The following is a 23,321-nucleotide window of genomic DNA, read 5'->3' on the forward strand; positions in this document are numbered from 1 at the left end:
AACCTGATCGGCAGCGTCATCGTCGCACCGGATGGCAGTTTCACCATCGGCCTGACCCCAGCCCAGGCCAACGGCGAGGCTCTGGCTGTCGTGGCGGTCGATGGCGCTGGCAACAGTTCGCTGCCTACCCCGATCACCGCCCCCGACATCACCCCGCCCAATGAGGCCAGCGACCTGCAACTGAGCGCCGATGGCGGCCTGCTCACCGGCCGTGGCGAACCGGGCACCACCGTGCAGGTCATCAGCGCCGACGGTACCGTGCTGGGCAACGCCCAGGTCGGTGCCGATGGCGTGATCAGCGTGGTCCTGACCCCGCCGCAGACCGACGGCCAGGAGCTGGACGTGGTACTGCGCGACGCTGCCGGCAACAGCTCGACCGCCACCATCGTCGCGCCCGACACCGATGGCCCGCTGCAACCCTCGGGGCTGGCCATCGATACCGCTGGCCTTCACCTCACCGGCCAAGGTCAAAGCGGTTCCATCGTCACCGTGCGCGACGCCAACGGCAACGTGCTCGGCACCGCCACCGTGGGCGGCGACGGCCGCTTCGATGTCACCCTCAATGCAGCACAGCGCAATGGCGAAAGCCTGACTGTCGAAGCCACCGACACCCAGGGCAATAGCGCCGGGCCGGTGAACTTCACCGCACCGGACTCAACCCCACCGCAAGTGGTCACCAGCCCTGCCATCGACGGCACCGGCACCACGGTCACCGGCAACGGCGAACCGGGCGCCACCGTTACCGTGCGCGGGCCAGATGGCAGCGTACTGGGCAGCACGCTGGTCGGCGCTGGTGGCGCGTTCGAAATCACCCTCGACACGCCGCAGACCAACGGCCAGGCACTGACCGTGGAGCAACGCGACGCAGCCGGCAACCTTTCGGCGGCGGTCGACTTGGCGGCACCGGATACGCAGGCTCCCGATATACCCACCGGCCTGATCCTGGCTAGCGACGGCAGCAGCCTGAGCGGCAGCGGCGAGCCAGGTGCACAGGTGACCGTAACCGGCACTGGCGGCGCAGTACTGGGCACCGCAACGGTCCAGCCCGATGGCACCTTCCAGGTGACAATCGACCCGCCGCAGCTCAACGGCCAGACGCTGTCTGTCACTCAAGCGGACAATACGGGCAACGGCTCACTCTCGGGCACCGTTACCGCGCCTGACCTCGAGGCGCCACTGCCGGCGCAAGGCCTGGGCCTTGACCCTACCGGCACACTGCTCAGCGGCCAAGGCGAAGCTGGCAGCACCGTAGAGGTACGCAACGCTGCAGGCGATTTGCTGGGTACCATCCAGGTGGGTGCAGGCGGCACATTCGAAGTGCCGCTTAGTCCCGCCCAGACCAACGGCGAAGTATTGTCCGTGGTGCTGATCGATGGCGGCGGCAATGCCTCGCCCTCGGCCAGTTTCACCGCTGACGACAGCACGGCGCCAAACGCGCCGGCCGGGCTCACCATCACCCCAGGCGGCAGTGCCATCCAGGGTACCGGTGAAGCAGGCGCCACGGTTGAAGTGCGGCTTACCGATGGCACGCTGGTAGGCACCATCGTGGTACCCGTAGGCGGAAGCTTCACAGTGCCACTGTCGCCCGCCCAGCTGGACGGCCAGGCCCTCAACGTGACCCTGACCGATGTGGCTGGCAATGTATCGCAGCCCGGCCAGATCAATGCACCGGACATCACGCCACCGGCACTGCCCACCGACGTGGCCGTCAGCGGCGATGGCACGGCTGTCACTGGTAACGCACCTGGCGCCACCTCGGTGACCGTGAGCGATGGGGCCGGCAATGTGGTCACCGTCGCGGTCAACCCGGACGGCAGTTTCAGCGTGCCGCTGAATACCCCGCAAAACAATGGCCAGACCGTGACCGTGGTGGTGACCGACGCAGCCGGTAACAGCTCGGCGCCGGTCCCTGTCACCGCCCCTGACACAACCAACCCGAAACCTGCGACCGGCCTCACCGTGAGCCCGGACGGCAGCACGGTCGGCGGCACCGCCGAGCCTGGCAGCACAGTGGAAATCCGCAACCCGGATGACACCGTGCGCGGTACGGCAACCGTGGGGCCGGACGGCACCTTCGTGGTAGAGGTCGACCCACCGCTGACGACAGGCGAAACGGTCGATGTGGTCGTGATCGACCCTACCGGCAACCAATCGCCCGAAGTATCGCTGGCTGGCCCGGCCGGTACCGAAGCGGCCACGCCGTCGGCCCTCTCCATCAGCGCCGACGGCTTCCTGCTGACCGGCCAGGGCACGGTCGGCTCGCTGATAACCGTGACCTCCGGGGACGTCACCCTGGGCACCGCCACGGTCGGCAGCGACGGCACCTTCCGAGTGTTCTTCCAGAATGCCCAGCTCAATGCCCAGACCTTGCAGGTCAGTGCCAAGGTTACCGTCGATGGCCTGCCTTCGGTGCCAGCCATCATCGTGGCCAACGACACCACGGCACCGAACGCACCGACCCAGGTAAACCTCAACGCCACCGGCAGCACGCTGACCGGTCAGGGCGAAGTGGGCGCAACCGTGCGCGTGACAGACGCGCAAGGCACTTTGCTGGGGACTACCACCGTCGGCAGCAACGGCCTGTTCAGCATCAGTTTCTCGCCAGCTGTGGCCAATGGACAGAACCTGATCGTCACCCAGGCCGACGCTGCAGGTAACGTTTCGCTCGCGGCCACCCTACAGGCACCCGACCTGCAAGCACCGCTGGCGGCCAGCAACCTGAGCCTCAACAGCGCAGCCACCGTGCTCAGCGGCCAGGGCGAAGCCGGTGCCAGCGTTACCGTACGCGATGCCAGTGGTGCCATCCTGGCCACAGGCACGGTCAACCAGAGCGGCCAGTTCCAGATCACCCTGCCCAGCGCGCAGGTCACCGGCAGCCCGCTGCAAGTCACCCTCAGCGATGCTGCGGGCAACGTGTCCGGCCCGGCCAGCCTGGCCACGCCAGACCGCACGCCACCCGCGGCCATCAGTAACCCGCTGTTGAGCCAGGACGGCCGGCAGCTGTCCGGCAGCGGTGAAGTGGGCGCTACCGTGCAGGTACGCAACGCCGCCGGCACCGTGCTCGGAACCGCCACGGTGGGCGCCGACGGTCGCTTCACGGTGACCTTCGACACCCCGCAAACCAGCGGCCAGCCCATCGGCGTTACGCAAGTGGATGCCGCCGGCAACACTTCGCCAGCGATCAACGTGCCAACCCCGGACCTCACCCCGCCAGCGCCGCTGACCAACGTGGCGCTGAACAACAACGGCCTGACCCTGACTGGCCTGGGCGAAGCCGGCGCCACGGTCACCGTTCGCGGCCCGGACGGCACCATCATCGGCACCGGCCTGGTGGCAGCCAATGGCAGCTTTACCCTTACCCTCAACAGCGCCCAGCTCAACGCCCAGCACCTGAGCGTCACCCAGACCGACGCGGGCAACAACACCTCCACCCCCGTGGCCGTCACCGCGCCGGACTTCACCCCACCTGCGGCGCCGACAGCCCTGGCCCTGTCCGGTACCGGGCTGCAACTGACCGGTAACGCCGAGGCCGGCAGCACCGTGACCGTGCGCGATGCCAGCGGCAATGTGCTGGGCACTGCGTTAGCCAGCAGCAACGGCACTTTCCAGGTCACCCTGAACAGCGCCCAGACCAATGGCCAGACCCTGCAAGTGACCGCCACTGACGTCGCCGGCAACGTGTCGACGGCCGCGCCTTACACCGCCGCCGATACCACGCCGCCAGCAGCCGTGACCAACCTGGCGGTCTCCGCCAATGGCGTCACCCTGACAGGCAACGGCGAGGCAGGCGCAACGGTTACCGTACGGGCACCGGACGGTACCGTGCTGGGCAACGCCACGGTCGCGGCGGACGGTCACTTCAGCGTGACCTTGTCGCCGGCCGCGATCACGGGTGAAAGCCTCAGCGTGGTTCAAACCGATGCTGCACAGAACGTTTCCCCTGCGCAAAGCGTCACCGCGCCGGGCGTGCTGGCACCGGCCACACCGGACAACCTGGTACTGGCGGCCGACGGCCTGTCGGTGACCGGCACCGCCGCAGCGGGTAGCACGGTCAAGGTGTATGGCCCCAATGGCGTACTGCTGGGCAGCAGCCCGGTCGCCAACGACGGCACCTTCACTGTCAACCTGGGCAGTGCCCAGGCCAATGGCGAAGTGTTGCAAGTGAACGCCACCGGCAGTGACGGCGCAGTTTCGCTGCCGGCTACCTTGCAGGCGCCGGACACCACGGCGCCGCAACCACTGACCAACCTGGTGCTGTCCAACGACGGCCTGGTGCTCAGTGGCCACGGTGAGGCAGGCGCGACCGTTACCGTGATTGGCGAAGGCGGTATCGACCTGGGTACCGCCCTGGTCGACGCCAACGGCAACTTCAGCGTCAACCTGAGCGCTGCGCAGATCAACGGCGAACAGCTCAGCGCCAGCCAAGCCGATGTGGCCGGCAACGAGTCCAATAGCGTCAGCCTGACAGCCCCTGACCGCGTCGCGCCGGATGCTGCTGGCAACCTGGCTTTTGCCGGGGGTGGCAGCCTGCTCAATGGCACCGGCGAAGCGGGTGCGGCTGTGCGTGTTATCGCCGCCGATGGCACGGTGCTGGGCAATGCCACGGTGCGAGCCGATGGTACCTTCCAGGTCAACTTCACCTCGCCTCAAGCCAACGGCCAACAGGTGCAAGTGGTGCTGACGGACGCCGCTGGCAACCAGTCTGCCGCCAGCGCCATTACCGCCCCCGATACCACACCACCAACAGCACCCAGCGAACTGGCCGTTTCCGGTGATGGCGTCACCCTCACCGGGCGCGGCGAAGCTGGCGCGCTGGTAACCGTGACCAACCCGGCAGGCGAGGCCATTGGCAGTGCCACCGTCGATGCCAGCGGCCACTTCACCATCACGCTGAACCCTGCGCTGGGCAACGCCGAGCTGCTCAGCTTCACCCAGGCCGATGCGGCCGGCAACGTGTCGCCAGTGGCCACCCTGCAGACCCCGGACTTCACCCCACCGGCGCCGCTCACCCAAGTGGTGATCAATGCCGACGGCAGCGTGGTCAGCGGCTTGGGCGAAGCCGGTGCGACGGTGATCGTCAGCAACGCCGCGGGGGTCGTATTGGGCACGGGCACCGTGCTTGCCGACGGCAGCTTCCACGTCGAACTGTCTCCTGCACAAATCAACAATCAGACACTGTCGGTGCTGCAGGCCGACCCACCTGGCAACGTCAGCCTGCCGGTCAATGTGCAGGCGCCGGACCTTACGCCGCCTACCGCGGCAACCGAGCTGCGGCTCAATGCAGCGGGCGATGAACTGGGTGGTGTCGGCGAAGTGGGCGCCACGGTGCGCGTGTACGTCGGCACTACGCAGATCGGTACCGCCGTGGTGGCAGCCAATGGCACCTTCGTGGTCGAGCTGACGACAGCGCAGCTCAATGGCCAGGTTCTGCAAGTGACCCTGACCGATGCCGCCGGCAACGTCTCGCCAATCAGTTCGGTCACGGCGGTTGACACCACGCCACCGGCCACCGTGATTGCGTCCATCAACGACGGCGGCACACAAGTGGTGGGTACCGCTGAAGCCGGCACCCGCGTCACCGTGATCAACAACAATGGCGACCTGCTCGGCCAGGTGACGGTCGACCCGGACGGCACCTTCGTCCTTGACCTGAACCGCCCGCAAATCAACGGCGAGACACTGACCATCATCGCCCAGGACGCCACCGGCAACCCGTCGGCGCCACTGACAGTGACTGCGCCAGACCTGACGCCACCCGTGCAGCCGACCAACCTGCTGCTCAACCCTGCAGGTACGTCGATGACGGGTACGGCCGAAGCCGGCACCACCATCACGGTACGTGGCCCGAACAACAACATCGTAGGCACGGTGGAAGTCGGTGAAAACGGCCAGTTCACGGTGCCGATCAGCCCGGCGCAGAACAACGGCCAGCTGCTGACGGTGGTATCCACGGACGATGCCGGCAATGCTTCGGTGGCTGTCCCCTACCAGACCAATGACACCTCGCCACCCGACGTGGTAACCAACCTGGCGATCAACAACGCCTATAACGTGCTGACTGGCAAGGGCGAAGCCAATGCCACAGTTACCGTCAGTTTCGGCGGCGTCGTGATTGGGACGGGCGTGGTGGATGCCGCTGGCAACTTCCAAGTAGCGCTTTCGCCAACACCGGGCTCAGCCGCAACCCTGACAGTGACGCAGTCCGACGGTATCAACACGTCTGCGGTCGCATCGTATGTCACCCCGCTGATCCCGCCACCGGAGCCACCTACCAACGTGATACTGGGCGGCAACGGCCTGACCTTGACGGGCAGTGCAACTACCGGCGCAAGCATTCGCGTCTACGATGCCGCAGGCAACCTGATCGGCTCAGGCGTGGCTAACCTCGGCGGCACCTTCACCTTGACGCTGAATGCGGCACAGCTCAATGGCCAACACATCTCGGTGACGGCAGTATCGCTGCTGGGCGGCGAATCGCAGCCGGTCTTCCTGCAAGCGACTGACATTACACCACCGGCCAATCCGCTGGTGACCGGCTTGTCCATCAATGGCCTGGTGCTGACCGGCACGGGTGAAGCCGGTGCCACGGTGACAGTGCGCGACGCCAGCAACAACGTGCTCGGCACCGCGCTGGTGAATGGCGGAGGCGTGTTCACCGTCAACCTGAACGCCGCGCAACTCAACGGCCAGGTACTGGGCGTGAGCCAGGCTGACGCCGCGGGCAATGTGTCCGGCAGTACCAGCTACACCGCCGCCGACCTGCAGCCACCTGCCGCGCCGAACAACGTCACCATCAACGGCGCGGGTACCGTACTCACCGGTAACGGCGAAGCAGGCGCGATCGTCACGGTCCAAGGCCCGAGCGGTCAGGTCGGTACTGGCGTGGTCCTCGCCAATGGCACCTTCAGCATTACGCTGACGTCGCCACAGAACGACGGGCAATTGCTGGTAGTGCGCCAGTCGGACGCTGCGGGCAATTTGTCGGCCAGCACCAGCTTGACCGCACCGGACACCACCCCGCCCGCCGCCCCGCTGGCCACCATCAACGCCAACGGCACCGCGGTCAGTGGTTCTGGCCAGATCGGCAGCACGGTCACCGTGCGCAACAGCGCCGGCACCGTGCTGGGAACCGCGACGGTGGGCAGCAACGGCCTGTTCGTGGTCAGCCTGACGGCGGCGCAGATCGACAACCAGGCGCTGAGCGTCACCCTCACCGACAGCGCCGGCAACGTGTCCACCAGCACGGGGCTGACCGCACCGGACCTGACCCCGCCTGCGGCTGCCGGCAACCTGCTGTTCAGTGCCGACGGCAGTACCCTCACCGGTACTGGCGAAGTGGGTGCCACCGTGACCGTACGCAGCGCCAGCGGTACCGTGCTGCAAACCGCAACGGTGCAGGCCAACGGTACCTTCAGCGTGACCCTGAGCCCGCCTCAGGACAACGGCCAGGTCGTCTCGGTGACCCTCAGCGACCCGCGCGGCAACGTGTCGGGCAACGTCAACGTCACCGCGCCGGATGTGGATGCCAACGCGCCGGTCATCGCCAGCGACAACCTGGCCACGGCCACGGTCAACCTGGCACCGGTCACCGCCACCAAGACCTACACCGACAGCTTCACCACGCTGCTGTCTGGCTTCACCAAGACCTACACCTGGACGGTGGCGGCCGGTACCACGGCCGACCCGACCCTGACACTGACCACCAACAGCGTGCTGGCCCTGCTCAACAACTCCAGCTTCACCCTGCAGGTGAAAGACGCCAGCGGCGCCTGGGTGACCATCGCCACCGGCAACACCCAGGGGCTGCTCGACCTGATCGTGCTGCCGCTTGGCCTGCAGGTGGATATCGGCGTGCTGCAAGCCGGTGACTACCGCCTGACAGTCGGCAGTGGCGGCATTGGCCTGGTCACCAACGTCACCACCTCGCTGGACATCACCTCCACCAGCCTGACCCAGTTCACCGGCACCGGCACTGCCACCTCGGGCAACGTCATCACCGATGTGGGCACCGACGGCGCCGTGGACGCCCGTGGCCCGGACAGCGCCGCCGTGCTGCAAGTGTTGAAGAACGGCAGCTACGTCTCGGCCGGTACGTCCACCACGGTGCAGGGCCTGTATGGCACCCTGGTGATCAGTGCCGACGGCAGCTACACCTACACGCCGAACGGCAGCCCGAACAGCGTCGGCAAGGTAGACGTGTTCAGCTACCAACTGGTGCACCCGAACGGCCTGTCCGATACCGCCAACCTGTACGTGCGTATCGACAGCCCGCAGGCCAACGAGGTGTGGAGCAACATCAACTACGCAGCGCCCGCCACGGTGGTCGACGCGGTCAACGATGTCGGCTTCAGCCACCTCACCCTGGCCAACCGGGTGGACACCAGCAGCAGTACGCTGGGTTCGCTGAGCCTGCCCTTGGTTGGTTCGCGCCAGGCGACCTACACCACCACGGTGGCCGCCGATACCACCGCAAACCTACAGGTGGTGGTCAACTCCACCAACCTGTTGAGCTTGCTCAACGGCACCACCATCGAACTGCTCAAGCTCAACCCGGCCACCGGCCAGTACGTGCTGGTGCAGTCGGTGCCGGGTGGTTCGCTGATCAGCCTGCTGGGTGGCGGCGCCGGCTATACCTTCCAGAACCAGGGGGCCGGCACCTACCACGTACGTGTCACCGCCGGCGGCATCGGCCTGCTCAGCTCCATCACCACCAGCCTGAACGCCACCACCACGCACCTGACCGAGTTCGTGGTCAGTGGTGCAACGGCAGCTACCGGTAACCTGCTGACTGACGACAACGTAGGTTCGGCACTGACCGTGCTGAGCGTGCTGACAGCGGCCAACACCTACACCATCCCGGGCTACAACGGGGTGAGCGTTGCCGGCACCTATGGCACCTTGCTGGTGCATGCCGACGGCAGTTACACCTACACCCTCAACGCGGGGCTCACCTCGGCGGCGGTCGGCCAGCATGACACCTTCACCTACGAGCTGACCCACCCCAACGGCACCACCGACACCGCAACGCTGACCATCAACCTGGACAATGCCGCCGGCCTGGTCACGACTACATCGCTGCTGGCCGACAGCGGTGACGAAGCCGTGGCGCTGGCCAGCCTGGCAGCCGCCACCGATGTGATCGCCGGCACCGACGGCAACGACCACCTCGATGGCAGCCAGGGTGGCCACATCACCCTGCAGGGTGGTGCGGGTGACGACACGCTGGTGGTGGTCGACCAGAACTTCGCCAGCGTTGACGGCGGCACGGGGACCGACACCCTCCTGTGGGGCGGCGGTGATGCCAGCATCGACCTGGGCAACCTGGCCGGGCGGGTGCACGACATCGAAATCATCGACCTCAACGACACCAGCTCGGTGGCGCTGACCCTCAACCTGGCGGACGTGGTGGCAATCACCGAAACCGGCACCGACACCCTGGTCATCAAGGGGGACGACAAAGACTCGGTTCACATGACGGACAACTGGACGCTGGTCGGGAACCAAACCGTCGACGGCATCGACTATAACCAATACACGGCTCAGGAGGATCCAAGCCATCACCTGTGGGTACAGAACGGTATCCATGTGGTCTGAAGCCGCTGCAAACCCGCCGAGCCTATGCCCGGCGGCATGGACGACCAGCAGTAAGGGAACTATGTGAAGCGAAGCAGTCCGCTGTCACCGCTGTTGCTGGGAGCCTTCGGGCTCCTGGCCCTTGACTTCCACCCGGTTGCCCACGCAGCCGATGACATAGACCCCCAACTACGCCAGATCGGGCCATCGCTGTTACGCGATGCGCCCGAAGCGGTGCCCGCCCGCCCGCCCATCGGCATGGCCCCGGTCGCCAGCGGCGAGCGCCTGGGGCTGACCGATGCGGTGCTGCAGGCCGCACAGTGGCACCCAAGCATTGCCGAGGCCGTCGGCAACCTGTACAAGCAGGGCGAAGGCATCAACGTCGCCCGCGCCGGGTACTACCCGCAAATTTCCGGCGGTATCCGCACCGGTTATGACACCGGCTACGGCGGCGACCGCAACAGCCAGGCCTTGAACCTGTCGCTCAAGCAAATGCTCTATGACTTCGGCAAGGTCGACAGCGCCGTCAGCGCGGCCCAGGCCGCCGCCGCTCGCGCCCAGGCCAATATCCTGCTGGTGGTCGACGAACTGGCTCGCGACACCGCCTATGCCTGGATCGAAACCCGCCGCTACGAGCAACTGATGACCATCGCCCGCGACCAGGTTCGCGGGGTTGGCGACATTGCCGGCATGGCCCGCCAGCGCAGCGACATGGGCGCCAGCACCCGTTCCGACGTGGTGCAGGCCGAATCTCGTGTGGAAAGCGCCCGCGCCACGCTCGAGGAGTACCAGTCGCAGTACGAGCGCTGGCGCTCGACCCTGGCGGCGCTGATGGGGCGTGTTACCCCACCAGCTCTGACCGAGGATTCACCCGCCGAGCTGAACCAGGCCTGCAAGCGCCCCGCGCAGGGCGATGACCGCCTGCCTGCGGTGCTGATGGCCCTGGCCCAGCGCGCCCAAGGCCAGGCCGAGCTGGCCCAGGCCAAGGCGGAAGCCTACCCGACGGTGTCGTTGCAACCGCAGGTCAACCATTACCTGGACAACGACTACAACCGCGACAACTCACGCATGGACCGCACCCAGGCGGGCATCTACCTGAACGTCGAAGTGCCCATTTACCAGGGCGGTGCCATCAGTGCCCGCACCCGCGCTGCCGGCCATGCGCTGACCGCCGCCGATTCCGCCGAAGATGCAGCACGCCTGCAGGCGCGTCGGGGCCTGGCCGAGGCCATGGCGCAAACCTCCGGGCTGGGCCGCCGGCTGACGTCGCTGGAAGCGCGCCAGGTCAGCATCCAGGAAGCACGCATGCTTTACGGCCGCCAATACCTGGACCTGGGCACGCGGCCACTGCTCGACCTGCTCAACGCCGAGCAGGAGATCTACCAGTCACGCTTCGAACTTGCCGGCACCCGCTCCGACCTGCTGCGCCTGGATGTCGACTGCCTGTACAACACCGGCGCCCTGCGCACGGCCTTTGGCCTTGAGGGGCGCAACCTGCAAGGTGTGGAGATCCAGCCATGAGCGATCCGATCAATGTAACCCTGCCCAACCAGGCGCCTGCCCCAGCGGCCGAAGAAGCTCATCGGCCAGACCTTGGGCCGTGGCTGGAAGTGATGCTTCAGGTCGCACACCACTACCGCCTGGACGTGTCGCCCCAGCGCATTCGCCTGGCCGCCGTGGAGGATGCTCGCCCACTGGACGAAATCCTCCGGCACATGGCCCGTCAGGCCGGGCTGGCCCTGCGCTTCGTGCGCTTCGATACCAAGGGCCTGCGGCAATGGCGCACGCCACTGGTGCTGGAGCTGGACGATGGCCAGCTGGCAGTGGTCGAGTCGGTGACCGAAGAGGACGACGTGGCGGTGGTGTTCGCCGGCGACCAGGGCCTGACCTCGCGCCTGCCACGCGACACCCTCAAGGGCCGCATCAACCGCGTTGCCCTGCTGCGCCCGGCAAGGCCGCTGCGTGACGTGCGCACCGACGACTACACCGCGCCCTACGACCGCCACTGGTTCGCCCGCATCGTGCTGCGCGACCTGCGCCCCTATGGCCAGGTGATGGTCGCCTCGCTGGTGGCCAACGTGCTGGCGCTGGCCGGGGTGCTGTTCTCGATGCAGGTGTACGACCGGGTGATCCCGGCCGAATCCCTGCCAACCCTTTACGTGCTGTTTGGTGGCGTGGTGCTGGCACTGGTGTTCGACTTCAGCATGCGCCTGCTGCGGCTGAAGGTGACCGACCTGCTCGGCAAACGCGCCGACTTGCGAGTAAGCGACCTGGTCTACGGGCATGCCCTGCGCCTGCGCAACTCGGTGCGGCCGAAATCCACTGGCTCGTTCATCTCGCAACTGCGCGAACTGGAGTCGATCCGCGATCTGATCACCTCAAGCACCGCCACGGCGCTGGCCGATCTGCCGTTCTTTCTGCTGTTCCTGTTGGTGTTCTGGCTGATCGGCGGCGTGCTGGTGTTCATCCCACTGGTCGCGTTGCTGGCCATGGTCCTGCCCGGGTTGCTCGCGCAACGGCGCCTGGCACGGCTGGCCAATGCCTCGATGCGCGAGTCGGCGCTGCGCAACGCCATGCTGGTAGAGAGCATCCAGGGCCTGGACGAGATCAAGGCACTGCAGGCCGAGGCACGCTTCGAGCGGCAGTGGAACCAGTACAACGCGGCTTGCGCGCACACCAACCTGCGCCTGCGCACCCTCACCAACGGCCTGGTGACCTTGACGCAGAACGTGCAGGGCGCGGTGTTCGCCGTGGTCATCGTGATCGGTGCACCCATGGTCATCGCCGGCGACCTCACGACCGGTAGCCTGGTGGCGGCGTCGATGCTGTCGTCGCGGATGATGGCCCCGCTGGCGCAACTGACCCATGTGCTGACCCGCTGGCAGCAAGCCAAGGTAGCCCTCCAGGGCCTGGACAAGCTGATGCAGTCGCCGGTCGACCACCCCGAAGGCGAAGCCCGCGTGCACCTGCCGGCCATCCGTGGCGAGTACCGCTTGCGCCAGGCCAACTTCCGCTACAGCGAAGAGTCCCCACCGGTACTGAACATCGGCCAGCTGGATATCCAGCCGGGCGAGCGCATTGCCGTGCTTGGGCGCAACGGTGCTGGCAAATCGACCTTGCTGCAAGCCTTGGGCGGGGCCATGGACCTGGTACAAGGCGAGATCAGCCTGGACGGCATCGCCATGGCCCACCTCGACCCTGCCGACCTACGCCGTGATGTGGGCCTGCTGCCGCAATACGCGCGGCTGTTCCACGGCACCCTGCGGGAAAACCTCACCCTCGGCGCCGGCCAGGCCAGCGACCAGGAACTGGTGGCCGCGCTGGCCGCCACCGGCGCGCTGGACTTCGTCCGCCGTCTGCCCAAGGGCATGGACCACCTGATCCTCGAAGGCGGCCTGGGCTTGTCCGGCGGCCAACGCCAGGCCCTGGTGCTGTCGCGCCTGCTGGTGCGCCAGCCGCAGGTGCTGCTGCTGGACGAACCGACCGCGTCGCTGGACGACATGACCGAGCGCAAGCTGCTGGATAACCTCGAACGCTTCTGCCAGGGCCGCACCCTGGTGATCGCCACCCACCGTCTGAGCGTGCTGCAACGGGTCGACCGCATTCTGGTGCTGGATGCCGGGCGCATCGTCATCGACGACGCGCGCGACGCCGCCCTGGCCAAACTGCAAGGAGCCCAGGCATGAGCAACCATGAACTTCCGGCCTCCTACCTGGACGGGCAGGACGATCAGGCGGTATTCCGCGCCGGCCGCATCATCACCCTTTGCGCGCTGATGCTGGCGGCGTTCCTGGCCTGGGCGGCCTGGTTCGAGGTGACCGAAGTGTCCACCGGTACCGGCAAGGTCATCCCCAGTTCGCGCGAGCAGGTGATCCAGTCATTCGAGGGCGGCATCGTCGCGCAGATGAGCGTGGCCGAAGGCGACCTGGTCGAGCGCGGCCAGGTGCTGGCCCAGCTCGACCCGACCAAAACCGCTTCCAGCGTTGGCGAAAGCGAAGCCAAGTACCGTGCCGCCAAGGCGAGCCAGGCCCGCCTGCAGGCAGAAGTGACCGGCAAACCGCTGACCTTCCCGGAAAGCCTGCGCGACTCTCCCGACCTGATCGATGCCGAAACCGCCCTGTACCAGACCCGACGCCGTGGCCTGGAACAGACCCTGGCTGGCATTCAGGACTCGCTGCAACTGGTGCGCAGCGAGCTGCAGATCACCGAGAACCTGGCGAAGATGGGCGCCTCCAGCCGGGTCGAGGTGATCCGCCTGAACCGCCAGCGTTCAGAGCTCGAGCTCAAGGCCAACGAAGCCCGCTCCGACTACCTGGTACGTGCCCGGGAAGAACTGGCCAAGGCCAGCGCCGAAGCGGACAGCCTGTCGGAAGTGATCCGCGGGCGCAGCGACTCGCTCACCCGCCTGACCCTGCGCTCGCCGGTGCGCGGCATCGTCAAGGACATCGAAGTCAATACCTTGGGCGGCGTGGTGCAACCGGGCGGCCAGGTAATGAAAATCGTGCCGATGGACGAGCGCCTGTTGATCGAAACCCGCATCGCCCCGCGTGATATCGCCTTCATCCACCCCGACCAGGCGGCCAAGGTCAAGATCAGTGCCTATGACTACTCGGTGTATGGCGGGCTGGATGGCAAGGTGGTGGGGATTTCGCCGGATACCCTGCAGGATGAGGTGAAGCCGGAGATCTACTACTACCGCGTGTTCATCCGCACCGAGCAGGACAGCTTGCAGAACAAGGCCGGCAAGCATTTCGCGATCGTGCCGGGGATGATTGCCACGGTGGATATCCGCACCGGTGAGAAGACCATCCTCGATTACCTGATCAAGCCGCTGAACCGGGCCAAGGAGGCCCTCCGCGAACGGTAGTGCATGCCTTGAGTTTTGTGTTGTTGGGGCGACCGAGCGCCGCCCCAACAACACAAAACTCAAGACAATCCCACCAACCCTAAAGCCCAACCCAAACAGGCCGATAACCGGTTATTCCCTGTTCCCCACCGAAGGTCACCATGGCCACGCAAAATGCCCGCGCGGACTCGCTGTCCCTGCTGCTGTTCACCCTGCGCAGCGGCAAGCTGATGGCAATCAACTTGCTCAAGGTCAGCGAGATCATTCCCTGCCCGTCTCTGACCAAGCTGCCCGAGTCGCACCCCCATGTGAAAGGTGTGGCAACCCTGCGCGGCCATTCGCTGTCGGTCATCGACCTGTCCCGCGCCATCGGTGAACAACCACTGGCCGACCCGCAGGGTGGCTGCCTGATCGTCACCGAGATCAGCCGCTCGCGCCAGGGCCTGCATGTGCAGGCGGTCAGCCGCATCGTGCATTGCCTGAGCACCGACATCAAACCGCCGCCCTATGCCTCGGGCAACCGCTCGTTCATCACCGGCGTGACCCGCGTCGACAACACCCTGGTGCAGGTGCTGGACATCGAGAAGGTCATTCACGCCATCGCCCCGCCCGTGGCGGAGCCTGCGCACGGCACCTTGAGCGAAGAAGACGCAAGCCTGCTGGCCGCCGCCAACATCCTGGTGGTGGACGACAGCCAGGTGGCCCTGCAGCAGTCGGTGCACACCCTTCGCAACCTGGGCATAGAGTGCCACACCGCACGCAGCGCCAAGGATGCCATCAACGTGCTGCTGGAGCTGCAGGGCACCGCGCAGGAGATCAACATCATCGTCTCCGATATCGAAATGAGCGAAATGGACGGCTACGCCTTCACCCGTACCCTGCGTGAAACACCCGACTTCCAGCACCTGTACGTGCTGCTGCACACCTCGCTGGACAGTGCCATGAGCAGCGAAAAGGCGACCCAGGCCGGGGCCAATGCCATCCTTACCAAGTTCTCTTCACCGGAACTGACCGATTGTCTGGTGGTGGCCGCGCGTACCGTGGTATTCGCCGAGCACTGATATATTCAGAGACAATCTCCCCGGCTTGCCGTCGGGGGTGAGTCGGGCATAATTTGCGCCCTTCGCAAGAAAATTGCCGGAATCACGTATGAAGTTTTTCAGCGCCATCCTGATCAGCTGTGCCCTCTTCAGCGGTATTGCCCAGGCCTCAAGCAGCCAGGCCTGGAACGAGCAGCGCCAGCAGATGCTAAAAGCCTGCTTGGCCGCCAGCCAGTTCAAGGACGCCCACGCCCGCGGCAAGCCCGCCGAGTTCGATGACCAGGTGGCCATGAGTGCCCTGCTCATTGAAGGCGTGTACCCGCAAAAGCACATGCAGAAGCGCACCGGCACCGAACTGTGCCTGTACGACCGCCAGCACCAGCGTGCCTTCGTCAGCGAATGGAGCCCGGAAGCCAAGTGACCGACAGCTTGCGTTTCGGCTGTACCGGCTGCGGCAAATGCTGCACCGGGCACCATGTACCTTTGACCCTGGCCGAAGCGCGCCGCTGGGCGCAGGATGCAGGCCAGGTGATCGTGCTGATCGAAGCCTTCGTGACCGACGGCCCCGGTATGCCGCTGGAGCAGCGTGATCATGTGCTGCGCCGTTCCCATCCGGTGCAGTGCGGCGACGGCGAGGCACGCGTTTCGGTGACCTTTGCCGCATTCAACCCTGGGCGTTGCCGCAACCTCGACGACAACGACCTGTGCACCATCTATGACCAACGCCCGCTGGTCTGTCGCATCTATCCGGTGGAAATCAACCCCCATATTCCGCTACGCCCGGACACCAAGGACTGCCCGCCGGAGGCCTGGCAACAGGGCCCGGAGCTAATCCATGGCACGCAGTTGGTCGACGCCGAGCTAAAGGCGCTGGTACAAGCCTCGCGCCAGGCCGACCGCGACGACATTGCCATCAAGGTGGCGGTGTGCCAGGCACTGGGCATGACGACCAGTGCGCTCAAGGGCAATGGGTTTACCGCGTACCTGCCAGACATGGGGGCGTTTGCCACGGCCCTGGCGCAGGTGCAGGGAGATGACGCCGCGCAGTGGACCTTGCATGTGCAGGATGAAGCGCTGACGGGGAGCTTGCAGGGGCTTGGTTTGCGCACGACCAACGAAACCCCGCTGTACTACGCCTTTATCGGTTTCTAGCCAAGACGCACGCCCCCCTTGTAGGAGCGGCCTTGTGTCGCGATCGGGCTGCGAAGCAGCCCCCGGATTTCGGCGTTACCCCATAGATTGCCGGGGCCGCTTCGCGGCCCGATCGCGACACAAGGCCGCTCCTACACGGAATCGTATTCTGCGGCAGGCGAAACTGACAGCGCTGTCAGCCAGCGGTCACGCTGCCGACCCGGTAGGGGGGCTATAAGATTGAGTACCGACAACCGTTCCCTCCTACCTGGTCAAGGTGCCCGCACCGATGCGACGTCCGTCCCGCTCAGTCATCCTCGCCGCCTTGGCGCTTCTGGTCCTGGTGGTAGCGGGCATCTGGTTCGGCCAGCGCCAACCCGAACCGGCCGCCCGCGCACAAACCGCCATCCCTGTGCGCGTTGTCAGCGTTGCCCAGCAAGACGTGCCGCGCTATGCCAGCGCCATCGGCTCGGTGCTGTCGTTGCACAGCGTCGAGGTCAGGCCGCAAGTCGAGGGGATACTCACGCAAGTGCTGGTCAAGGAAGGTCAGTGGGTCAAGGAGGGCGACCTGCTCGCCACCCTCGATGATCGCAGCATCCGCGCCAGCCTCGACCAGGCCCGCGCCCAGCTCGGCCAAAGCCAGGCTCAGATCCAGGTGGCCGGCGTCGACCTCAAGCGCTACCGCCTGCTCAGCAGCGATGACGGCGTGTCCAAGCAGACCCTTGACCAGCAACAGGCGCTGGTCAACCAGTTGCAGGCCACGGTCAAGGGCAACCAGGCCGCCATCGCCAACGCCGAGGTGCAACTCTCCTACACGCAGATCCGCTCGCCGGTCACCGGGCGCGTCGGCATCCGCAACGTCGACCCTGGCAACCTGGTGCGCACCAGCGATACCCAAGGGCTGTTCAGCGTCACCCAGATCGACCCGATCGCCGTCGAATTCGCCCTGCCACAGCAAATGCTGCCAACCCTGCAGAGCCTGCTGAAGGCGCCAACCCCGGCGCTGGTGCAGGCCTATATGGACGCCGATGGCGAACGCAGCCTGCTCGGCGAAGGCCATCTGGCACTGATCGACAACCAGATTTCCGCCACCACCGGCACCGTGCGGGTAAAAGCCGAGTTCGACAACAAGGACGGCCGCCTGTGGCCAGGCCAGTTGGTCACCATTCGCCTGCGCACAGCTGTGGAAGAAAACGCCCTGGTGGTGCCGCCGCCCGTGGTGCAACGCGGCGTCGACGGGCACTTCGTCTACCGCCTGGACGGCGACAAGGTCACCAGCGTGCCGGTCAAGGTGCTGTACCAGGACAGCGGGCTGAACATCATAGCCGGGGTCAAGCCGGGCGAGCGCCTGGTGCTCGATGGCCAGTCGCGGCTCAAGCCGGGCTCACGGGTCGAGATCACCCATGACGCCCCCGTGCCGTCGGAAATGGCGGATCGCCGGAGCCAGCCATGAACACGCGCAACGGTGTTTCGGCCTGGTGCATCGACCATCCCATCGCCACCTTGCTGCTGACCTTCGCCCTGGTGCTGCTGGGGGCCATCGCCTTCCCGCGCCTGCCGGTGGCGCCACTGCCCGAGGCAGACTTCCCGACCATCCAGGTCACGGCCCAACTGCCCGGCGCCAGCCCGGAAACCATGGCCTCGTCGGTCGCCACGCCCCTGGAAGTGCAGTTCAGCGCCATCCCCGGCATGACCCAGATGACCAGCAGCAGTGCGCTGGGCTCGACCACCCTGATCTTGCAGTTCACCCTGGACAAGAACATCGACACTGCCGCCCAGGAAGTACAGGCAGCGATCAACACCGCCACTGCGCGCCTGCCGCAAGACCTGCCCAACCCGCCGACCTGGCGCAAGGTCAACCCAGCCGACAGCCCGGTGCTGGTAATGACGGTCAGTTCCGACCAAATGCCCGGCAACGAGCTCAGCGACTACGCCGAAACCCTGCTGGCCCGCCAACTGAGCCAGATCGAAGGGGTGGGCCTGATCAACATCACCGGCCAATTACGCCCGGCCATCCGCGTGCAGGCGCAGCCCGAAAAACTGGCCGCCATCGGCCTGACCCTGGCCGACCTGCGCCAGGCCATCCAGCAAACCAGCCTGAACCTGGCCAAGGGCGCGCTCTACGGCGAGCACAGCGTGTCGACCATCGCCGCCAACGACCAGCTGTTCCACCCCGAGGACTACGCGCAACTGATCGTCTCGTACCGCGACGGCGCCCCCGTGCACCTGAAGGACGTGGCCAAGGTGATCAACGGTGCCGAAAACGCCTATGTCAAAGCCTGGTCCGGTGACCAGCCGGGGCTGAACCTGGTGATCTTCCGCCAGCCAGGGGCCAACATCGTCGATACGGTGGACCGGGTACTGGCCGCCCTGCCCAAGCTGCAAGAGATGCTGCCGGCCTCGGTCGAGGTGTCGGTGCTGCAGGACCGCACCCAGACCATCCGCGCCTCGCTGCACGAAGTGGAGCTGACCCTGATGATCGCAGTGGCCTTGGTGATCGGGGTCATGGCGCTGTTCCTGCGCCAGTGGTCGGCGACAATGGTGGTGTCCAGCGTGCTCGGTGTATCGCTGATCGCCAGCTGCGCGCTGATGTACGTACTGGGTTTCAGCCTGAACAACCTCACCCTGGTGGCCATCGTCATCTCGGTGGGCTTCGTGGTGGATGATGCCATCGTGGTGGTGGAGAACATCCATCGTCACCTGGAGGCCGGCGACGACAGCCGCACGGCGGCGCTCAAGGGCGCTGGGGAAATCGGCTTTACCGTGGTGTCGATCAGTTTCTCGCTGATTGCCGCGTTCATCCCGCTGCTGTTCATGGGCGGTGTGGTCGGCAGGCTGTTCAAGGAATTCGCCCTCACTGCCACCGCCACCATTTTGATTTCGGTGGTGGTCTCGTTGACCTTGGCGCCAACCCTGTGCGCACTGTTCATGCGCCGCCCGCCCGGCGAGCACAAGGGTGGGTTTGGCGAGCGCCTGGTCAAGTGGTATGAAAAAGGCTTGAACCGGGCCCTCGCCCACCAGCGCCTGACCCTCGGTGTATTCGGTGTGACCCTGGCGCTGGCGGTGGCAGGTTACGTGGGCATCCCCAAGGGCTTCTTCCCCCTGCAGGACACCGGCTTCATCCTGGGCACCAGCGAAGCGGCGGCGGATGTGTCATACCCGTCGATGATCGAGAAGCACCAGGCACTGGCCAAAATCATCGGCGCAGACCCTGCGGTGCGTGCGTTCTCCCATTCGGTGGGCGTTACCGGCAGCAACCAGACCATCGCCAACGGCCGCTTCTGGATCGCCCTCAAGCCGCGCGGCGAACGCGATGTCTCGGCCAGCGAACTGATCGACCGGCTGCGGCCCAAGCTAGCCCAGGTACCGGGCATCGTGCTGTACATGCGCGCCGGTCAGGACATCAACCTCAGCTCCGGGCCCTCGCGCACCCAGTACCAGTATGTGCTCAAGAGCAACGATGGCGACGCGCTTAACCTGTGGACCCAGCGCCTGACCGACCGCCTGCGGGAAAACCCGGCGTTCCGCGACTTGTCCAATGACCTGCAGTTGGGCGCCAGTGTCACCCGCATCGATATCGACCGCCAGGCCGCAGCACGTTTCGGCCTGACCACCACCGACGTCGACCAGGCCCTGTACGACGCCTTCGGCCAGCGGCAGATCAGCGAATTCCAGACCGAGACCAACCAGTACAAGGTGATCCTGGAACTGGACGCGCGCCAGCGCGGCAAGGCCGAAAGCCTCAACTACTTCTACCTGCGCTCGCCGCTGACCAGCCAAATGGTGCCACTGTCGGCCGTGGCCCACGTGGCACCGCCCAGCACCGGGCCCCTGTCGATCAGCCACGATGGCCTGTTCCCAGCCGCCAACCTGTCGTTCAACCTGGCGCCAGGCGTGGCCTTGGGCGATGCGGTAAGCATCCTTGATCGCACCCAGCGCGAACTGGGCATGCCCGACTCGATCAGCGGCAACTTCCAGGGTGCGGCGCAGGCATTCCAGAGTTCGCTGTCGAGCCAGCCTTGGCTGATTCTGGCGGCACTGGTGGCGGTGTACATCATTCTCGGTGTGCTGTACGAAAGCTTCGTCCACCCGCTGACGATCATCTCCACCCTGCCCTCGGCCGGCCTGGGTGCGCTGATTTTGCTGTGGGCCATGGGCCAGGACTTCAGCATCATGGGGCTGATTGGTGTGGTGCTGCTGATCGGTATCGTCAAGAAAAACGGCATCCTGCTGATCGACTTCGCCCTCGAAGCGCAGCGCCATCACGGCCTGACACCTGAACAGGCGATTCACCAGGCGTGCCTGACGCGCTTCCGGCCGATCATCATGACCACCCTGGCAGCCTTGCTCGGCGCCGTGCCGCTGATGTTCGGTTTTGGTACTGGGGCCGAGCTGCGCCAACCGCTGGGCATTGCGGTAGTCGGCGGCCTGCTGGTGAGCCAGGCGCTGACGCTGTTCACCACCCCGGTCATATACTTGGCCCTGGAGCGCCTGTTCCACCGCCGCCAGGCTGCCCGAACGGCAGCGCCAAGTGCCAGTTAGGACAAGACCATGCGTGTGCTGATCATCGAAGACGAAGAAAAAACCGCCGACTACCTGCATCGCGGCCTGAGCGAACAGGGCTTTACCGTGGACCTGGCGCGGGACGGCATCGATGGCCTGCACCTGGCCCTGGAGGGTGACTACGCGGTAATCGTGCTGGATGTGATGCTGCCAGGCCTGGACGGTTATGGCGTGCTGCGCGCCTTGCGCGCTCGCAAGCAAACGCCGGTGATCATGCTGACCGCCCGCGAGCGTGTCGAAGACCGCATCCATGGGCTGCGTGAGGGCGCTGACGATTACCTGGGCAAGCCGTTCTCGTTCCTCGAACTGGTCGCCCGCCTGCAGGCCCTGACTCGGCGCAGCAGCAGCCACGAACCGCTGCAGGTGCAGGTGGCAGACCTGTGGATCGACCTGATGGCGCGCAAGGCCACTCGCGCCGGTCAACGCCTGGACCTGACGGCCAAGGAGTTCTCGTTATTGAGCGTGCTGGCCCGGCGGCAGGGTGAAATCCTGTCGAAGACGGCGATTGCCGAGCTGGTCTGGGACATCAACTTCGACAGCGATGCCAACGTCGTGGAAGTGGCGATCAAGCGCCTGCGCGCGAAACTCGACGGGCCTTTCGACAACAAGTTGCTGCACACCATCCGAGGCATGGGCTATGTCCTGGAAAACCGTGCGGGGTAACTCCATCGCGCTGCGCCTGTCGGCGTTGTTCATCCTGGTGGCGCTGGGTGTGTTCGTGCTGATCGGCTCGGCGCTGTACCGCCAGGTCGATCGCAGCCTCGACTTGCTGCCACAGGCGGAGCTGGATGCGCGCTTCAGCGTGCTCGAATCCACCCTCAACCGCTATGGCACACCCGACCACTGGGCCAAGATCAACAACAAGCTCAACCTGCTTAGCGAAGAGGACAAGCGCATTCGCTTCTGGGTGGTCAGCAGCAACCCGGCCTATGAATACGGCCACCCCAGCGAGCTGGTGCGTGCCTTCGCCGAAGGGCCGCAAGGCATGCGCGACCTGCGTCTGCCTGACCGGCCCTACCCGTACAAAGTACTGGTCAGCGAACTGCCGGCGCTGGGCGAGCGGCCGGCGTTGTGTTTTCTGATCGGCATTGACACCGAAACCTTCTGGCAGGCACAGCACAGCCTGCTGGTGGCGATTGTCGGGCTGGCCGTGCTTGGCGTGCTGCTGGCTTCAGTGCTGGGCTACTGGGTGGCGCGCATCGGCCTGCGGCCGCTGCTGGCGTTGTCCAACGAGGCCCAGGCACTGGCGCCACCTCGCCTGGACGGGCGCTTGCAGACCCACGCGCTGGCCCCGGAGCTGGCGCAGTTTGCCGGCGCCTTCAACGCTGCGCTCGACCGCGTCAGCCAGGCCTATTCGCGGCTGGAAGCGTTCAACGCCGACGTAGCCCACGAACTGCGTTCGCCGCTGACCAACCTGATCGGCCAGACCCAGGTGGCGCTGACCCGTGGCCGCAGCGCCGAGCACTACTTCGAAGTGCTGCAATCGAACCTGGAAGAGCTGGAGCGCCTGCGCAGCATCATCAACGACATGCTGTTCCTGGCCAGCGCCGATCAAGGCAGCAAGGCCACCGCCCTGACCCAGGCCTCGCTGGCCGAGGAAGTAGCGACCACCCTCGACTACCTGGATTACATCCTCGAAGACGCGCAGGTCAGCGTGAGCGTGACCGGCGACGCCCAGGCGCCGATTGAAAAAGCCCAGCTGCGCCGGGCGCTGATCAACCTGCTGAACAACGCCGTGCAGCACACCGCACCACACCAGGTGATCCAGGTGCAGATCGATGCCGGGCCGGAACAGGTCAGCATTGCCGTGAGTAACCCGGGGCCGGCAATTGATGATGAGCACCTGCCGTTACTGTTCGAACGTTTCTACCGGGTGGATGCTGCACGCAGCAACAGTGGTGGTGGCAACCATGGGTTGGGCTTGGCGATCGTCAAGGCGATCGCGCTGATGCATGGTGGGGAGGTGTTTGTACGCAGTGCAGCGGGGGCCAATACCTTCGGTATCCAGTTACCCACCCACAGGGACCGCGTCTAGGACGGGGGTTTGCGGCGAAAGTACTATTGCTTTCTCATGGATCGTTACCTTTTGCGCAACAGTGCTTATCGCACTTCGCTCTGTTTCAAGTGCATTGAAAGGGCTAACTTTACCCCCGTCCTCATTAGCACTT

Annotated in this window: 11 protein-coding genes; all 11 read left to right on the forward strand. The window is 65.7% G+C overall.

The genetic code is table 11. The features are described 5' to 3' along the window. A partial coding sequence (locus tag APH42_RS14805; protein ID WP_218187658.1) for a BapA/Bap/LapF family large adhesin occupies positions 1 to 9,594 on the forward strand: 9,594 nt, incomplete at its 5' end. Between the two features lie 63 nt (positions 9,595 to 9,657). Beyond that, positions 9,658 to 11,094 (forward strand): TolC family outer membrane protein, encoded by a 1,437-nt coding sequence (locus tag APH42_RS14810; protein WP_060493617.1) that lies wholly within the window; start codon positions 9,658 to 9,660, stop codon positions 11,092 to 11,094. Beyond that, positions 11,091 to 13,259 carry a type I secretion system permease/ATPase gene (locus APH42_RS14815; RefSeq protein WP_060493618.1) on the forward strand — a complete coding sequence of 723 codons (2,169 nt, stop codon included), beginning with the start codon at positions 11,091 to 11,093 and terminating at the stop codon, positions 13,257 to 13,259. Before APH42_RS14810 ends, APH42_RS14815 begins: the two co-directional genes overlap by 4 nt. Then, positions 13,256 to 14,440 carry an HlyD family type I secretion periplasmic adaptor subunit gene (locus tag APH42_RS14820; RefSeq protein WP_060493619.1) on the forward strand — a complete coding sequence of 395 codons (1,185 nt, stop codon included), beginning with the start codon at positions 13,256 to 13,258 and terminating at the stop codon, positions 14,438 to 14,440. Before APH42_RS14815 ends, APH42_RS14820 begins: the two co-directional genes overlap by 4 nt. 140 nt (positions 14,441 to 14,580) lie before the next feature. Then, on the forward strand, positions 14,581 to 15,480 hold the full coding sequence (locus APH42_RS14825) for a chemotaxis protein (protein ID WP_012270550.1): 900 nt from the start codon (positions 14,581 to 14,583) through the stop codon (positions 15,478 to 15,480). Positions 15,481 to 15,568: 88 nt separating this feature from the next. Next, a complete protein-coding gene (locus APH42_RS14830; protein WP_060493620.1) occupies positions 15,569 to 15,880 on the forward strand; it encodes a hypothetical protein in 312 nt (103 codons plus the stop codon). Continuing rightward, positions 15,877 to 16,611 carry a YkgJ family cysteine cluster protein gene (locus APH42_RS14835; protein ID WP_060493621.1) on the forward strand — a complete coding sequence of 245 codons (735 nt, stop codon included), beginning with the start codon at positions 15,877 to 15,879 and terminating at the stop codon, positions 16,609 to 16,611. Before APH42_RS14830 ends, APH42_RS14835 begins: the two co-directional genes overlap by 4 nt. 268 nt (positions 16,612 to 16,879) lie before the next feature. Further along, a complete protein-coding gene (locus APH42_RS14840; protein ID WP_012270547.1) occupies positions 16,880 to 18,043 on the forward strand; it encodes an efflux RND transporter periplasmic adaptor subunit in 1,164 nt (387 codons plus the stop codon). After that, positions 18,040 to 21,132, forward strand: a complete 3,093-nt coding sequence (locus tag APH42_RS14845; protein ID WP_060493622.1) for a multidrug efflux RND transporter permease subunit — start codon at positions 18,040 to 18,042, stop codon at positions 21,130 to 21,132. Before APH42_RS14840 ends, APH42_RS14845 begins: the two co-directional genes overlap by 4 nt. A gap of 9 nt (positions 21,133 to 21,141) precedes the next feature. Further along, complete coding sequence (locus APH42_RS14850) at positions 21,142 to 21,816, forward strand: heavy metal response regulator transcription factor (RefSeq protein WP_012270545.1); 675 nt, start codon at positions 21,142 to 21,144, stop codon at positions 21,814 to 21,816. After that, positions 21,791 to 23,188, forward strand: a complete 1,398-nt coding sequence (locus APH42_RS14855) for a heavy metal sensor histidine kinase (RefSeq protein ID WP_060493623.1) — start codon at positions 21,791 to 21,793, stop codon at positions 23,186 to 23,188. Before APH42_RS14850 ends, APH42_RS14855 begins: the two co-directional genes overlap by 26 nt. Positions 23,189 to 23,321 lie beyond the last annotated feature (133 nt).

It is taken from the genome of Pseudomonas sp. NBRC 111140, assembly GCF_001320885.1.
Classification (GTDB): Bacteria; Pseudomonadota; Gammaproteobacteria; order Pseudomonadales; family Pseudomonadaceae; genus Aquipseudomonas; species Aquipseudomonas putida_P.